Origin of the sequence: Acidovorax sp. A79, assembly GCF_041154505.1 — a bacterium.
Classification (GTDB): domain Bacteria; phylum Pseudomonadota; class Gammaproteobacteria; order Burkholderiales; family Burkholderiaceae_C; genus Acidovorax.
Genome location: NZ_AP028672.1, coordinates 2,341,135 through 2,356,729 on the forward strand (window position 1 = coordinate 2,341,135; position 15,595 = coordinate 2,356,729).

The 15,595-nt window shown below is 69.8% G+C and carries 15 protein-coding genes; 3 read left to right on the top strand and 12 right to left on the bottom strand.

All coding sequences use genetic code 11. The annotated features are described in order from the left end of the window. Nucleotides 1-148 precede the first annotated feature (148 nt). From ACAM51_RS10675 to ACAM51_RS10715, 9 genes are all read right to left on the bottom strand, one after another. Complete coding sequence (locus ACAM51_RS10675) at nucleotides 149-778, bottom strand: TetR/AcrR family transcriptional regulator (protein WP_218296909.1); 630 nt, start codon at nucleotides 776-778, stop codon at nucleotides 149-151. Between the two features lie 134 nt (nucleotides 779-912). Then, entirely contained in the window at nucleotides 913-1,998 is a 1,086-nt protein-coding gene (paaE, locus tag ACAM51_RS10680) for a 1,2-phenylacetyl-CoA epoxidase subunit PaaE (RefSeq protein WP_369643525.1), read from the bottom strand. A gap of 34 nt (nucleotides 1,999-2,032) precedes the next feature. Next, nucleotides 2,033-2,560 (bottom strand): 1,2-phenylacetyl-CoA epoxidase subunit PaaD, encoded by a 528-nt coding sequence (gene paaD / locus ACAM51_RS10685; protein ID WP_369643526.1) that lies wholly within the window; start codon nucleotides 2,558-2,560, stop codon nucleotides 2,033-2,035. A 14-nt stretch (nucleotides 2,561-2,574) separates the two neighbouring features. Then, nucleotides 2,575-3,351 (bottom strand): 1,2-phenylacetyl-CoA epoxidase subunit PaaC, encoded by a 777-nt coding sequence (gene paaC, locus ACAM51_RS10690; RefSeq protein WP_369643527.1) that lies wholly within the window; start codon nucleotides 3,349-3,351, stop codon nucleotides 2,575-2,577. Nucleotides 3,352-3,362: 11 nt separating this feature from the next. After that, the gene (gene paaB / locus ACAM51_RS10695; protein WP_218296905.1) at nucleotides 3,363-3,686 is read right to left on the bottom strand and encodes a 1,2-phenylacetyl-CoA epoxidase subunit PaaB; all 324 of its coding nucleotides are present in this window, start codon (nucleotides 3,684-3,686) and stop codon (nucleotides 3,363-3,365) included. 108 nt (nucleotides 3,687-3,794) lie between these two features. After that, the gene (gene paaA, locus ACAM51_RS10700; protein ID WP_218296904.1) at nucleotides 3,795-4,808 is read right to left on the bottom strand and encodes a 1,2-phenylacetyl-CoA epoxidase subunit PaaA; all 1,014 of its coding nucleotides are present in this window, start codon (nucleotides 4,806-4,808) and stop codon (nucleotides 3,795-3,797) included. 22 nt (nucleotides 4,809-4,830) lie between these two features. After that, a complete protein-coding gene (gene paaK, locus ACAM51_RS10705) occupies nucleotides 4,831-6,138 on the bottom strand; it encodes a phenylacetate--CoA ligase PaaK (protein WP_369643528.1) in 1,308 nt (435 codons plus the stop codon). Nucleotides 6,139-6,165: 27 nt separating this feature from the next. Further along, entirely contained in the window at nucleotides 6,166-6,633 is a 468-nt protein-coding gene (gene paaI / locus ACAM51_RS10710) for a hydroxyphenylacetyl-CoA thioesterase PaaI (protein WP_369643529.1), read from the bottom strand. Nucleotides 6,634-6,640: 7 nt separating this feature from the next. After that, complete coding sequence (locus ACAM51_RS10715; RefSeq protein ID WP_369643530.1) at nucleotides 6,641-7,444, bottom strand: enoyl-CoA hydratase-related protein; 804 nt, start codon at nucleotides 7,442-7,444, stop codon at nucleotides 6,641-6,643. Between the two features lie 144 nt (nucleotides 7,445-7,588). On the opposite strand from ACAM51_RS10715, the gene paaN reads away from it, so the two are divergent. After that, entirely contained in the window at nucleotides 7,589-9,268 is a 1,680-nt protein-coding gene (gene paaN / locus ACAM51_RS10720) for a phenylacetic acid degradation protein PaaN (protein WP_369643531.1), read from the top strand. A gap of 66 nt (nucleotides 9,269-9,334) precedes the next feature. Here paaN and ACAM51_RS10725 read toward each other — a convergent pair whose 3' ends face one another. The 3 genes from ACAM51_RS10725 to ACAM51_RS10735 all read right to left on the bottom strand — a co-directional run bounded on the left by ACAM51_RS10725 (nucleotide 9,335) and on the right by ACAM51_RS10735 (nucleotide 13,073). Next, nucleotides 9,335-10,546: a CynX/NimT family MFS transporter gene (locus tag ACAM51_RS10725; RefSeq protein ID WP_255591630.1), complete on the bottom strand. Its 1,212-nt coding sequence runs from the start codon at nucleotides 10,544-10,546 to the stop codon at nucleotides 9,335-9,337. Between the two features lie 91 nt (nucleotides 10,547-10,637). Continuing rightward, nucleotides 10,638-11,972: a sulfatase gene (locus tag ACAM51_RS10730; RefSeq protein WP_218296899.1), complete on the bottom strand. Its 1,335-nt coding sequence runs from the start codon at nucleotides 11,970-11,972 to the stop codon at nucleotides 10,638-10,640. Between the two features lie 147 nt (nucleotides 11,973-12,119). Next, nucleotides 12,120-13,073 carry a tripartite tricarboxylate transporter substrate-binding protein gene (locus ACAM51_RS10735; RefSeq protein ID WP_369643532.1) on the bottom strand — a complete coding sequence of 318 codons (954 nt, stop codon included), beginning with the start codon at nucleotides 13,071-13,073 and terminating at the stop codon, nucleotides 12,120-12,122. Between the two features lie 125 nt (nucleotides 13,074-13,198). Here ACAM51_RS10735 and ACAM51_RS10740 point away from each other — a divergent pair, with 125 nt between their 5' ends. Next, a complete protein-coding gene (locus tag ACAM51_RS10740; protein WP_369643533.1) occupies nucleotides 13,199-13,723 on the top strand; it encodes a MarR family winged helix-turn-helix transcriptional regulator in 525 nt (174 codons plus the stop codon). A 152-nt stretch (nucleotides 13,724-13,875) separates the two neighbouring features. Continuing rightward, complete coding sequence (locus ACAM51_RS10745) at nucleotides 13,876-15,459, top strand: MFS transporter (protein ID WP_218296896.1); 1,584 nt, start codon at nucleotides 13,876-13,878, stop codon at nucleotides 15,457-15,459. Nucleotides 15,460-15,595 lie beyond the last annotated feature (136 nt).

Genomic DNA, 15,595 nt, shown 5'->3' on the forward strand with positions numbered 1-15,595 from the left:
TGTGCGAAGCGGGTCTTTTTCATGCGTTTGTCTCCTGTGGAAAAGAAAGGATGGTGTTGTCAGCGCAGGCAAGCAAGGAAGATTCAGCGCTGGTCCGGCTCTTGTCGGCCGGTATCGGGGACGCGGTGGTGAACGTGCGTGGCCATTGTCATGGACGCGCGGGTCTTTGGGCCGGTTCAATGGGCATTCGGACGGCAGGAAATCCACCAAAGAACAGGTCCGCAACGATGGGCGCCATGGTCCCGTAGTCGAGTTCGCCGTCGGGCTTGAGCCAGGTGAACATCCAGTTGATCATGCCGAACAGCAGCATGGTCAGCGCCTTGGTCAGGCCCGCGGCATCGGTGTCGGGGCGCAGTTGCCCCAGCGCGGTGGCGAAGGCGGCCACCACGGCGCGCTCCTTGCCCAGGATGCGCTCGCTGTCCTCGGGCTGCAGGAAGCGCACGTCCTCGGTCAGCACGCGGTGGGCGTGCTGGGCCTCGGCGTATTCCTCGACGAAGCGGTGGATCAGTTCGCGCAGCCGCGCCTCGGGCGCGAGCTGCTGGGCCTCGACCTCCTCCACCAGCGCCTGCAGGCGCGAGACATGGCCGTCGGCGATGTGCACGAGCAGGTTGTACTTGTCGCGAAAGTAGTGGTACAGCGTGGGCTTGGACAGGCCGCAGGCCTCGGCCACCTCGTTCATCGAGGTGGCGGGATAGCCGCGGCGTGCGAACAGTTCGGCGGCATGGCGGAGGATCATTTCGCGCTGGTCGTCGTATCCGGGGGAGCGTCCTCGGGCCATGGGCAGTTTTCCTTTGCATCCTGGAGTGAAGGGGCGCCATCTTGCCGCATCCGGGGGCATCGCAGGCCCACGGCGGCCCATTCCTTGCCGATGCCAGGCACCGTGTGCAGCGGTGGATGCCGTCATAGCGACCATCAGCGTTCGTCGAACGACAGCACCACGCTGTCGGACAGCGGCCGGCACTGGCAGGTGAGCACGAAGCCGGCGGCCACCTCGTTCTTGTCGAGCGCGAAGTTGCGCTCCATGCGCACCTCGCCCTCCACGCACTTGGCGCGGCAGGTACCGCACACGCCCGAGGTGCACGAGAACGGCACCTCCAGCCCGGCGGCCGAGGCCGCATCGAGGATGCTGGCCTGCTCGCCCGAGAACGGGAATTCGCGCCGCAGGCCGTCGCGGACGATGGCGATGCGGGAGGTCTTGGCATCGCCCGGCAGCGCCTCGTGCACCACCGCGCCGACCTGCCCTCCTGCGGGCAGGGCCACGCCGAAGCGCTCCACATGGATGCGCTCGGCCGGCACGCCGCCGGCCAGCAGCGCGGCCTCGGCCTCATCGTTCATCTGAAAGGGGCCGCAGATGAAGGCCTCGTCGATCTTCTGCGCGGGGACCAAGGCCTTCAGGAACTCGGCGAGCTTCTCGCGGTTCACGAAGCCCATGTTCAGCGGCGCGTCGGTCTGCTCGGCCGAGAACACATGGTGCAGCACCAGGCGCGTGAGGTAGCGGTTCTTGAGGTCCTCGATCTCCTCCTTGAACATCGTGGACTGCAGCGTGCGGTTGCCGTAGATCAGCGTGAAGCGGCTGCGGGGTTCGCGCGCCAGCACCGTCTTCATGATGGACAGGATGGGCGTGATGCCGCTGCCGCCCGCGATGCCCAGGTAGTGGCGCTGCGCCTGGGCCTGGATGGGCACGAAGAAGCGGCCCTGCGGCGCCATGACCTGCAGGGTGTCGCCCACCTTGAGCTGCGCGTTGATCCAGTTGGAGAACACACCGCCGTTGACCTTGCGCACGCCCACGCGCAGCTCGGCATCGTCCACGCCGGCGCAGATGGAGTACGAGCGGCGCAGGTCCTGGCCACCGATGTCGGTGCGCAGCGTGAGGTACTGGCCCTGGGTGAAGCCGAAGACCTCGCGCAGCTCGGGCGGCACGTCGAAGGAGACGATGACGGCCTCGGCCGTGTCGGGCTCGATGGCGCGCACGCGCAGGGGATGGAAGATGACGCTCATGTCGGTGTCTTGTGTGGGGGCGAAGGCGGGTGCTTCACAAGGGCTTGAAATGTTCGAAGGGCTCGCGGCAGGCCATGCAGCGGTACAGCGCCTTGCAGGCCGTGGAGCCGAAGGCCGAGAGCCGCTCGGTCTGCAGGCTGCCGCAGCGCGGGCAGGCCAGGGCCGGGGCGGCGGCATTGGCACGCGGCATGAAGCGCAGCGGCACCTCGGTGCCCGGAGGCAGCGGGCCGGGCGGCGCGATGCCGTAGGCCAGCAGGCGGGCACGGCCGCGCTCTGTGATCCACTCGGTGGTCCAGGCCGGGGCGCGCTGCAGCGTGGCATGGGCCGGACCCAGTCCTGCCGCCTCGATGGCGGCGAGCACGTCGCGCTCGATGGCCTCGGTGGCCGGGCAGCCCGAGTAGGTGGGGGTAAGCACGATCTCCAGGCCATCGCCCGCCAGGCGCACGTCGCGCACGATGCCCAGGTCGCACACGGAGACCGCGGGCACCTCGGGATCGGGCACGCCGTCGAGCACCTCCCACGCGCGGGCGATGCGCGCGTCGGCAGTTGCAGCAGGAGCCATGGCCTCGGCCATCATCACCACACGCCCCCGGGGAAGCTGCGCTGCAGGTACTGCATCTCGGCCAGGATGTAGCCCATGTGCTCGCTGTGCACGCCCTGCTTGCCGGTGCTGCGGAACGCCGATGCCTGGGGCGTGGCCAGGCTGGCAGCGGCCAGGATCTGCGCCATCTCGCCGGTCCAGGCGTCCTGCAGGTCGGCCCAGCGCGGGCCCAGACCGGTGGCGTGGGCGGATTCGTCCACCGCGTCGACCACGAAAAGCTCGGGCGTGTAGCGCCACAGGGCCTTCAAGGCCGCTTCGGTGCGGCGGCGCGATTCGGCCGTGCCGTCGCCCAGGCGCACGACCCAGTCGGCCGCATGCTGCTGGTGGTAGCGCGCCTCCTTGACTGCCTTGCCGGCAATGGCGGCCAGCTCCGTGTCGCTGGAGGTGGCCAGGCGCTCCCACAGCAGCTTGAAGAGGGTGGCCACCATGGCATTGCGCACCACGGTGAAGGCGAAGTCACCGCGCGGCAGCTCCACCAGGGTCACGTTGACATAGTCGCGCTCGTCGCGCAGGAAGGCCAGCTGGTCTTCGTCGTGGCCGCGGCCTTCGATCTGGCCGGCCCGGGTGAGCACGGCGCGCGCCTGGCCCACGAGGTCCAGCGCCATGTTGGACAGGGCGATGTCCTCTTCGAGCACGGGGCCGTGGCCGCACCATTCGGACAGGCGCTGGGCCAGGATGAGGCAGGTATCGCCGATGCGCAGCAGGTACTGCACGGCCGGGTCCTGGCTGGTGTGGATGCTGGTGGCTTGCATGGCAGTGGCGCTCACATGTGGTCCACGGACTCGGGCAGCACGTAGAAGGTGGGGTGGCGGTAGACCTTGTCCTGCGCCGGGTCGAAGTACATGGACTTCTCGCCGGGGTCGCTGGCCACGATCTGGTCGGAGCGCACGACCCAGACGCTGGTGCCTTCCTGGCGCCGGGTGTAGACGTCGCGCGCCAGCTGGATGGCCATCTTCGGGTCGGCGGCGTGCAGGCTGCCGCAGTGCTTGTGGTCCAGCCCGGCCTTGCTGCGCACAAAGACCTCCCAAAGGGGCCATTCGGTGGCGGTCGCAGAGGTCGCGGCGTCAGAAGGGGCGTTGGTGCTCATGGGGTTTCCGGACATTCGTTAAATGCGTTGCACTACTTTTTGATAGCTATTAGCGCTTTATGGATAAGCGCTAGAGGCCTTTTTTTATTCAAATTCTTTGCGGTGATATCAGGCGGCAGCCTTCACCGGCGCGTACTTGGCCGCGTGCGCAAGGGCCGCTTCGCGCACCCAGGCGCCGTCTTCCCAGGCTTTCACGCGGGCGCCCAGGCGCTCTTCGTTGCAGGGGCCGTCGCCGCCGATCACGCGCCAGAACTCGCTCCAGTCGATGGCGCCGTAGTCGTGCGCCTGGCGCTCCTCGTTCCATTGCAGGTCGGGGTCGGGCAGGGTCACGCCCAGCACCTTGGCCTGCTCGACGGTGGCGTCGATGAACTTCTGGCGCAGCGTGTCGTTGGAGACGCGCTTGATGCCCCAGCGCATGGATTGCGCGGAGTTGGGCGACTGGTCATCGGGCGGGCCGAACATCATGATGGAGGGCCACCACCAGCGGTTGACCGCGTCCTGCACCATGGCGCGCTGGGCGTCGGTGCCCTGCTGCATCATGGTGAGCAGCGCGTCGTAGCCCTGGCGCTGGTGGAAGCTCTCCTCGCGGCAGATGCGCACCATGGCCCGCGCGTAGGGCGCGTACGAGCAGCGGCAGATCGGCACCTGGTTCATGATGGCCGCGCCATCGACCAGCCAGCCGATGGTGCCCATGTCGGCCCAGGTCAGCGTGGGGTAGTTGAAGATGGAGCTGTACTTGGCGCGCCCGGTGTGCAGCGCATCCAGCATCTGGTCGCGCGAGCTGCCCAGGGTTTCGGCCGCGGCGTACAGGTACAGGCCGTGGCCGCCCTCGTCCTGTACCTTGGCCAGCAGGATGGCCTTGCGCTTGAGCGTGGGCGCGCGCGATATCCAGTTGCCCTCGGGCAGCATGCCGACGATCTCCGAGTGCGCATGCTGGCTGATCTGGCGCAGCAGGGTCTTGCGGTAGTGGTCGGGCATCCAGTCCTTGGCCTCGATGAATTCGCCCGCGTCGATGCGCGCGTCGAAGGCCTCCTGGCGCTGCATCTCCTCGGCGCTGCGCAGGGCCTTGTTGCCGGCGTCGCCGCCGTCCTTGCCCATGGTGTCCATGGCCTGGGTGTACATGGTGTCGTCCTTTCGTGAAGGGTTAGCGTGGGCGCTGGTCGATCACGCGGCGGGCCTTGCCCACCAGCGTGCGTTCGATGGAATCGGTGGCCAGCACCTCGACCTGGCAGGTGATGCCCACCAGGGTCTTGATGCGGTGCTGCACCCAGCCGGTGAGGTCGGGGCGCTCGCCGTCGGCCACGCCGGGCTGCAACTCGCAGCGCACGGTGACCTGGTCGAGGTTGCCGTCGCGCGCCACCAGGATCTGGTACTGGCCCGACAGCTTCTCGTTCTGCAGCACGATCTCTTCGATCTGCGTGGGGAACACGTTCACGCCGCGGATGATGAGCATGTCGTCCGAGCGGCCCACGATCTTGCCCATGCGGCGGAAAGCGCGCGAGGTCGGCGGCAAGAGGCGCGTGAGGTCGCGCGTGCGGTAGCGGATCATGGGCAGCGCCTCCTTGCTCAGCGAGGTGAAGACGAGTTCGCCCTCCTGGCCGTCGGGCAGAACCTCGCCCGTCTCGGGGTCGATGATCTCGGGGTAGAAATGGTCTTCCCAGACCACGGGGCCGTCCTTGCTCTCGATGCACTCGCTGGCCACGCCCGGGCCCATCACTTCGGACAGGCCGTAGATGTCCACCGCGTCGATGCCGGCCTTGGTCTCGATCTCGCGGCGCATGGCCTCGGTCCAGGGCTCGGCGCCGAAGATGCCGACCTTGAGCGAGCTCTCGCGCGGGTCCAGCCCCTGGCGCACGAACTCCTCGTTGATGACCTGCATGTAGGACGGCGTGACCATGATGATGCTGGGCCCGAAGTCGCGGATCAGCTGCACCTGCTTTTCGGTCTGGCCGCCCGACATGGGGATCACCGTGCAGCCTGCGCGCTCGGCGCCGTAGTGCGCGCCCAGGCCGCCCGTGAACAGGCCGTAGCCATAGGCCACATGGATCAGGTCGCCGGCGCGCCCGCCGGCCGCGCGGATGGAGCGCGCCACCAGGTCGGCCCAGGTGTCGATGTCCTTCAAGGTGTAGCCCACCACCGTGGGCTTGCCCGTGGTGCCCGACGAGGCGTGGATGCGGGCCACCTTTTCGCGCGGCACGGCGAACATGCCGAAGGGGTAGTTGTCGCGCAGGTCCTTCTTGACGGTGAAGGGGAACCTGGAGAGGTCGGACAGCTGCTTCAGATCGGACGGGTGCACGCCCTTGGCATCGAAGGCGCGGCGGTAGTGCGGCACGTTGTCGTAGGCGTGCTGCAGCGTCCAGCGCAGGCGCTGCAGCTGCAGGGCCTGGACTTCGTCGCGGCTGGCGGTTTCGATGGGCTCCAGGTCGCCTGGAGCGGGGTGGCGCACGGCCATGGATGTCTCCTGTAATGGTGTATGGGGTCAGCAGCCGGCGGCATCGGCAAGCGGCACGGTGGGCTTGCCCTTCATGCAGTACGAGCGGCCGCGGAACACCGCGATGGCCTCGCCGCGCTGGTTGTGCACGTTCACGTCATACACGCCTGTGCGGCCAGCCAGCGAGACTTCGGTGGCCACGGCCGTGAGGCGGTCGCCCTCGCGCGCGGGCGCCAGGAAGTCGATGGACAGGCCCGAGGCCACGGTCATGTCGTTGCGCGCATTGCACGAGAAGGCGAACGCCGAGTCGGCCAGCGTGGTGATGAAGCCGCCGTGGCAGATGTCGAAGCCGTTGAGCATGTCGGCGCGCACGGTCATCTCGAGCGTGGCCCGGCCCGGCGCGATGGCCGTGATGGCGATGCCCAGGCCCTGCGTGGCGCGGTCGTTGGCGAGCATGCCGGTGCGCACATGCTCGGCGATGGCCTGGGGGTCCATGGGGGAGGTGGTGGAGTCCATGGGTCGCTCAGCGGTCTTTGAACACGGGAGCGCGCTTGCCGATGAAGGCCTCGACGCCCTCGCGGTAGTCGGCCGAAGCGCCCAGCGTGCGCTGCACGGCCGCCTCACGGGCCAGGGCCTGGCCGTAGTCCATCTGCGCGGCGGCATCGATCGCATTGCGCGTGGCGACCAGCGCCTTCACGGGCATGGCGGCCAGCCGCTGGGCCAGGGCCTGGGCTTCGTCCTGCAGCGCCGCGTCGTCCACGCAGCGCCAGATCAGGCCCAGGCGCTCGGCATCGGCGGCGGGCAGCTTGTCGCCCAGCAGCGCCAGGCCCAGGGCCTGCGCACGGCCCACCAGGCGCGGCAGCAGCCAGGTGCCGCCGGTGTCGGGCACCAGCCCGATCTTGGTGAAGGCCTGGATGAAGCTGGCCGAGCGCGCGGCCAGCACCAGGTCGCACGAGAGCGCCAGGTTCGCGCCCGCGCCGGCGGCCACACCGTTGACGGCGGCCACCACGGGGATGGGCATGCTGCGGATGCGCAGGCACAGCGGGCCGTAGAGTTTCTCGATCACTTCACCCAGGTCCTTGGGCGCGGCGCCGGGCGTGAGGTCGGGCGCCACGGCCGGGTCGGCCAGGTCCTGCCCCGCGCAGAAGGCCCGGCCCGTGCCCGTGAGCACCACGCAGCGCACCTCGGTGTTAGCCGCAGCGGCCTCCAGGGCGTCCAGCAGTTGCGCATGCAACTCGGCGGTAAAGCTGTTGAGCGCGGCGGGCCGGTGGAGCGCCAGTGTTTGCACGGCGCCCGACTGCGTCACAAGGACAAGGGGTTCAGACATGGATGCTCCTGCCTACCAAAGTGGGGAAACGTTGTATTGATCGGCCGCAAACATTATTGACCGACCGTTCGGTAGAGAATAAACTTTCCACAACCCTGACACAAGTCAAACCCCTCAGGGCAAACCCTTAACGGAGACAAATACATGCCCCTGTTCGATACGCACCGTGCCCTGCTCGATGGCGCCCTGGACGCACTGGCCACGCGCGGCCACTGGACGCCCTTCCCCGAATCGCCCTCGCCCAAGGTCTATGGCGAGACCGGCCAGGCCGACGGCCAGGCGGCCGTGGCCGCCCTGCTGGGCAAGGATTTCCCGCTGCAGCAGCCCGGTGAACAGGGCCGGCTGGCGACAGAACGCTCGCCCTACGGCGTGGCGCTGGATGTGCGCTACCCCGACTGCGACGTGCACGCGCTGGTGGCAGCGGCCCAGGCGGCCGAACCCGCGTGGCAGGCACTGGGCGCGCAAGGCCGCGTGGGCGTGCTGCTGGAGGCGCTCATGCGCATCCACCGCCGCAGCCATGAGATCGCCCACGCCGTGATGCTGACCACCGGCCAGGGCCCGATGATGGCCTTCCAGGCCGGCGGCCCGCACGCCCAGGACCGCGCGCTCGAAGCCATCGCCTACGCCTGGAAGGCCATGGCCGACGTGCCCGGCGAGGCGCTGTGGGACAAGCCCCAGGGCAAGAACCCGCCGCTGGTAATGCAAAAGCACTACGAGATCGTGGGCCGCGGCGTCGCGCTGGTGGTCGGCTGCGCCACCTTCCCCACCTGGAACACCTACCCCGGCCTGTTCGCCGCGCTGGCCACGGGCAACCCGGTCATCGTCAAGCCGCATCCCCATGCCGTGCTGCCGGCCGCGATCTCGGTGAACATCCTGCGCGAGGTGCTGGCCGAGCAGGGGCTGGACCCGAACACCGTGACCCTGGCCTTGAGCCCCCGCGCCGAAGACACCCAGGCCCTGGCCACGCACAGCGCGGTGGCCAGCATCGACTTCACGGGCAGCAACCAGTTCGGCCGCTGGCTCATCGACAACGCCCGCCAGGCGCGCGTGTATGCCGAGATGGCCGGAGTGAACACGGTGATCATCGAATCCACCGACCAGTACGCGGCCCTGCTGCGCAACCTGGCGTTCACCCTGTCGCTGTACAGCGGCCAGATGTGCACCACCACGCAGAACCTCCTGGTGCCGCGCGGCGGCATCGCCACCGACGAAGGGCACAAGAGCTTCGAGCAGGTGGGCGCGGACCTCGCCGCCGCCGTGACCGAGCTGGCCTCGAACCCGCGCGTGGCCACCTCGGTGCTGGGCGCCGTGGGCTCGCCCGAGACCGTGGCGCGCATGCAGCGGGCCAGCGGCCAGGGCCGCCTGGTGCTGGCCTCGCGCGCCCTGCCCCACCCCGAGTTCGCGAACGCACAGATCCACACGCCCGTGATCGTGGCGCTGGAGCAGGCCGACAGCGCCATCTACGGCCAGGAATGCTTCGGCCCCGTGTCCTACCTGGTGGCCACCGATTCGGGCGCCGCCAGCCTGCAGGTGGCCGAGGCCACGCTGCGCGAGCATGGCGCACTGACCCTGGGCGTGTACTCCACCGACCGCGCCTACATCGACGCCGCCATCGCCCTGGGCCGGCGCACGCGCGTGGCGCTGTCCATCAACCTCACGCAGGGGGTGTTCGTGAACCAGTCGGCCTCGTTCTCGGACTACCACGCCACGGGGGGCAACCCGGCCGCCAACGCCAGCTACACCAACCTGGCCTTCGTGGCCGACCGCTTCGTGATCGTGCAACGGCGCGAGCATGTGCAGGCGGGGTCCGCTGCGGCAGCGTGATCGGGCGGGCGGCAGGTGGCGGGGCGCCGCGGCCCCTGCCCGCTCCGCCGGGACGTGTTTGCGGTCTCAGGCCGGGTGCTGCCGGCGCACCCACCACGACAGCCCCAGGCCCACCACCGAAGCCACGCCGGTGACCGCCCAGGTGAAATGCCAGCCGCCCGCCAGGCCCGCCACCCAGGCCACCAGCGGCGGGCCCAGGAACTGGCCACAGGCCGAGCACTGCTGCACCCAGCCCATCGTGGTGGACACCGTGTGCTCGCTGGGCGCCACCCGGACCGCCAGGGCAAACAAGGTGGCCGGAATCATCCCGCCCACCGCTGAAAACGCCACCACGGCAGCGAACCGAAGAACCGCGCCATCCCCCGCCAAGGGGCTGAAGGCCACCACCGTGGCCAATGCCGTGCCGCCGAAACCGAGGGACAACAGACGGTGCGTGCGCCAACCCGCCCGCATCAAGCCGCCGGCCCCCAGGTTCCCCACCACGTTGGCCGCGCAGGCCAGTGCGGTCAGCGCACCGGCAGCCACGCCGCTGACGCCCGCCTGCATGTAGATGGAGGGCAGAAACCCGATGACGGCCAGCCACTGGCAGGAGTACATGCCAAACGCCACCGCCACCACCCAGGGCCCGGGACTGGCCAGGGTGAGCCGCAGCCGCCGCGCCAGAAGGACCACCGCGGGAGACGGCGGGTCGGTGCGCGGCCGCGCCACGGTGGCGCGCAGCGCATCCGGGCCAACGGCCAGGGCCAGCCAGAGCCCCGCGCAGCCCGCCAGCACACCCAGCAGACCCCACCAGGCCTGCCAGCTCCACAGCCCCATGACCACCGGCCCCGCCAGAAGCGCCAGGGCAACGCCGGCGGGCATGTAGGCACCCCACAGCCCCATGAAGGCGGGCAGCCTGGCAGCGGGCACCAACTGCCGCATCAAGCTGGGCGCCGGCAGCACAACCCACAGGAAACCCAGCCCCTCCAGCGCCCGCAATGCCAGCAGGTCCGCCGGATGGCGGGCCCCCACGCCCGCCAGGCTGGCGATACACAACACGCCCAGCCCATACAGCATGCTGCGCCGCAGGCCAAAACCATCGGCCAGCGCCCCCACCAGAACGCCGAGCAGCATGCCCGCCAGCTGGACCGCCGACAGCAGGAAGCCCGCCTCGACCAGCGAGACCCCCAGCGTCTCCCGCAGCACGGTGATGGCGGGTGGGATCTTGCCGATGTGCAGCGCGGCCGCGAGCCCCGCCAGAAACACGGCGATGGGCGCGCGCAGGGGAAAGGAAGTCAACGGGGGCATCTTCAAGGCATGGATTCGGAAGGAAGGCGGGCGGATGGCGTGCGCCCCCCACACCATAGCCGACAGCCCCGCCGGCCGCCCGTCACCGCTGCGGCATGTCCTTGACAGAGTAGCCCAGGCTCACCGTCGCGTCGTCCGGGATCGCGGGCATGGACGCATTCCATGCCTCCCAGGCCGCGCGCATCGTCCGCAGCCGCTCGGGTTCCACGGGAGCCCGGTTGGCGCGCTCGCGTTCGTCCTGCGACAGATCGAACAGGTAGTCGTTGCCGTCCACACGCAGGTATTTCCAGTCGCCCTGGCGCATGGCGCGCTGGCCCCGGTGATTCATGCGCCAGAACAGGGGCGGCGCATCGTGCAGGGCGGCATCGCGCAGCAGCGGCATCAGCGAGCGGCCGTCGAGCGGGTAGTCCCCATGCGCCGCCACGCCGGCCGCATCGAGCATCGTGGCCGACCAGTCCATGGTCATGCAGGTCTGCGGGCTCACGCCGCCCGGCGCGATCACGGCGGGCCAGTGGGCGATCCACGGCACGCGGATGCCGCCTTCGGTCAGGTCCATCTTGCCGCCCACCAGGGGCCAGTTGTCCGAGAAGCGCTCGCCGCCGTTGTCGCTGGTGAAGACCACCAGCGTGTCGCGCTCGATGCCGTGGCGGCGCAGCGCGTCCATCAGGCGGCCAATACCTTCATCCATGTGGTGGATCATGCGGCGGTAGGTCTCGATGTTGCCGCCATGCAGGTGGAAGAGGTTGCCCTTCACCTCCTGCGCCAGCGCCCCGTCATCGCGCGTCTCCCACGGCCAGTGGGGCGCCGTGTAGTGCAGGCTCAGAAAGAACGGCGTGCCGGCCTGTGCGCCCGGCGCCATGCGCTCCACGTAGCCGAGCGCATGGTCGGTGATGAGGTCGGTGAGGTAGCCGTCCTGCTGTTTTTCCTCTTCGCCCAGGTACAGGTCATGGGTGCCGTTGGAACTGCAGTGCGTGAAGTAGTCCACCCCGCCCGACATGGGGCCGAAGAACTCTTCGTAGCCTGACTGCAGCGGCCCGAAGGCCGGCGGGTAGCCCAGGTGCCATTTGCCCATGAGCGCCGTGCGGTAGCCGCCCGCGCGCAGCAGCGAGGGCAGCGTGGGGTGCGACGGCGGCAGGCCCAGCGTGGTGCTTCCCCGGCTCTTGCTGTTGATGGGCTCCTCGGCCGCGCCGCGCAGGCGGTACTGGTAGCGCGCCGTCATCAGCGCGAAGCGCGTGGGCGAGCACACGGGCGAGTTGGAATAACCCTGGGTGAGCTTCAAGCCCTGCGCGGCCAGGCCGTCGAGCACGGGCGAGACCGGGCCGAAGGCCGCTTCGCGCCCGCCGTAGCAGCCCAGGTCGGCATAGCCCAGGTCGTCGGCGACGATGAAGATGATGTTGGGGCGGGTTTTGATGGTCATCTCGAAGTCCAGTTTCACTAAACCGCGCCCATTGCCTTTGCAACAGGCACGGCCGAGGCGAGGGGCGGCGAGCAAGGGCCGCCCCGCAGCAAGGCCGCCGTCCCCTTCGAGGGGGAAGCGGCAAAGCCGCTCAGGGGGTGCTTCCTGTCAAGGCTTGAAGCCCGAGCGCTGCACGACCGGCGCCCACTGCGCGCGGTAGGCCTTGAGCATGGCATCGGTCTGGGCCATGGTCGCCACCACGGGTTCCATCTTGGCGGTCTCGAACTTGCGCTGGGTGTCGGGGTCCTTCATCACCTCCACGATCAGCCCGGCCAGGCGTTCGGCCTGGACCTTGGGCATGCTCATCGGGGCGAAGAAGGTGTTCCAGCCGGTGGCGGCCAGGTCCATGCCGGCTTCCTTGAAGGTGGGAATCTTCGGGTCCAGCGGGCTGCGCTTGGCGCTCGACACGGCCAGGATGCGGATCTTGCCGGCCTCGTGCTGGGGCAGCAGGGTGTCGAAGGTGTCGAACGCCACGGGCACCTGCCCGCCCAGCAGGTCGTTGAGCAGCGGCGCCGAGCCCCGGTAGCCCACCACCTCGGCGCGCACCTTGGCGGCATCGCCCACCATCAGCCCGAAGAAATGCGGCAGGCTGCCCGTGGCGGGCACGCCGAAGTTGGCCTTGTCCGGGTTGGCGCGCAGCCAGGCCATCAGGTGCGGCAGCTCCTTCACGGGCACGGCGCTGGCCACGGCCACGCCGAACTCGTAGCTGTTGACGTGGCTCACGGGACGGAAGTCGCGCTCGGGGTCATAGCCCGCGTCGGGGAACACCAGGGGCGCCACCAGCATCACGGCGGGGTTGGCCAGCAGCAGGGTGGGCTGGTTGGCGGGCGCGGCCTTCACGGCCTGGGCCGAGAGGCGGCCGCCCGCCCCGGTCTTGTTCTCCACGATCACGGGTGTGCCGAGCTTGGTGCCCAGCTTGTCGGCCACGATGCGGGCCACGCGGTCGGTGGCCCCCCCGGGCGCATAGCCCACCACGATGCGCAGGGGCGTCTCCTGCGCCTGGACCAGGGACGCGGACAGGGCAAGCGCGGTGGCGAACGCAAAGGCAAGGGGTTTCCACATGGTCGAAATATCTCCAGGGCAAGGGCATGGGCCCTGCGCGGCCGCGCAGGTGGTGAGGTTGATGGGCGCACTGTATTGGCCACACAATCAATTGATCTAATCAATTCTCGCCCGGAAATACCCTGATGCCCGCACCGCCCGGCCACCGCCTGACCGACCCGCAGGCCGCCAACGACCTGCTGATGTACCGGCTCAACCGCCTGCTCGCCGTGGCGGGCAGCCTGGTGGTGCGGCTGTGCGAGGGCGGCTACGGCATCACGCGGCGCGAGTGGGGCCTGCTCATGATGCTGGCCCAGCACCCCGGCATGCCCCCGGCCGAGCTGGCCCGGCGCCTGGGACTGGACCGCGCACGCACCTCGCGGGCCGTCACCTCGCTGCTGGCCAAGAAACTCATCACCCGCGACGCCATGCCCGGCGACCGGCGCCAGGCCGTGCTGACCCTCACGCCCGCGGGCCAGGCGGTGCACGACGGGCTGTTCCCGCAGGTGAAGGCGCTCAACCAGGAACTGCTGGCCGGCCTGGAAGCGCCGGATGTGCGGGCGCTGGACCATGCGCTGTCCGACATGCAGCAGCGCGCCGAGGCGCTGGTCGCGGCGCGCACCGACGTGCCGCGCACCTACCGGCTGCGGGGCGGACGGCACACCGACTGAGGGGCATCCCGCCGGCACCGCCCCAAAACAGGGATGAGGCGATATCCTTCCATCCCGCATGCCGCCGCAGCCGAAAAGCGGCCGCGCGCCCGCCCAGCCGAGTCTCTCCCGCCCGACGGCCCCACCACGACGCCCCCCGCAGACCACCTTTCATGTCCCAGCACCCAACCTCTTTGTGGAGCCCCTTGCGCCAACCCGCGTTCCGGGGGCTGTGGATCTGCGGTGGCATCTTTTTCGTGGGCAGCGGCATGCAGACCATGGCGGCCGCCTGGCTCATGGTGGAGCTCACGGGCTCCTCGTTCCTGGCCGCGCTGGTGCAGACGGCCGTGTTCATGCCCATGTTCCTGCTGGCCTTGCCGGCGGGGGTGCTGGCCGACACCACCGACCGGCGGCGCCTGATCTCCGGCGCGCTGCTGGCGCAGGTGGGGGCCAGCGCGCTGCTCACGCTGCTGGTGCTGGGCGGCTGGGGCGGCCCGGCGTCGGTGCTGTTCCTGGTGTTCGTGTGCGGCTGCTGCACGGCCGTGCTCACGCCCGCATGGAACTCCTCGGTCATCGACCCCGTGCCGCGCGACGAGTGGCCGCAGGCCATCACCGCCGTCAGCATTGCCTACAACGCCGCGCGCGCCGTGGGCCCCACGATGGCCGGCCTGGTGTTTGCCCAGCTGGGCGCGGGCTGGGTGTTCGCCGTCACGGTGACCACCACGCTGGTGATGTGGCAATCCATCCGCCGCTGGCCGCCCAAGGCCCATCCCCCGTCCAAGCTGCCGGCCGAACGCCTGTGGGGCGGCACCTTGAGCGGCCTGCGTTTTGCCTGGCACTCGCGCATCATCCTCGCGCAGCTGGTGCGGGTGATGGCCTTCAGCGCGGCGGGCTCGGCCCTGTGGGCGCTGCTGCCGGTGATCGCCCAGCGCCAGCTGGGCACGGGCGCACAGGGCTTCGGCCTGCTCATGGGTTGCCTGGGCACCGGGGCCGTGGCCGTGGGCCTGGTGCTGGGGCGCCTGCGCGCGCGCTTTGGCATGGAGGCCATCGTGGGCGCGGGCGGGGTGGTGTTCGCCATGGCCATGCTGGTCGCGGCGCTGACCAAGATGGCCTGGCTGGTCTACATCGCGATGCTGTTCGCCGGGGCCGCATGGATGTCGGCCATGTCCACCTTCAACACCGCCACGCAGGCCAGCGCGCCGCAGTGGGTGCGCTCGCGCGCCGTGGCCATGCACATGGTGGCGGCGCTGGGCGCGTTCGCCATGGGCTCGGCGTTCTGGGGCGCGGCGTCCGACATCATGGGCCTGGCCCCCACGCTGTACGTGGCCGCCGCGCTCATGGGCGTGGGCCTGCTGCTGGCGCGCCCCATGCCGCTGCGCATGGGCGCGCTGCACGAGGTGACGCAGGCCACCCCCTGGGATGAGCTGTTCATCGAGGCCGAACCCCTGCCCGAGGCGGGCCCCGTGGCCGTGGAGGTGGGCTACCGCATCGCGCCCGGCACCGACGCCGCCTTCCTCGACACCATCAGCCAGATGAAGGCCCCGCGCCGGCGCGACGGCGCCACCTTCTGGCGCGTGTACAAGGACCTGGGCGAACCCTCGCGCTACGTGGAGCGCTTCATCGTCGAATCCTGGGCCGACTACCTGCACCAGCGCGCCCGCGCCACCATGGCCGACCAGGCGCTGGAGACGGAAGTGCGGGCCTTCTTGGCGCCCGGCGAGGTCGTGCGCATGTCGCACTACATCGCCGAGAGATAGCTCCCCCCTGAGCCGCTTCGCGTCTTCCCCCCTGAGGGGGGACGCCACCCGTGGCCCGGCAAAGCCGGTTCCACGGTGGCGCTGGCAGAGGCGCGCCCTTGGCACAGATCAGCCGAGCCTCCGCCCACCCTGCGAC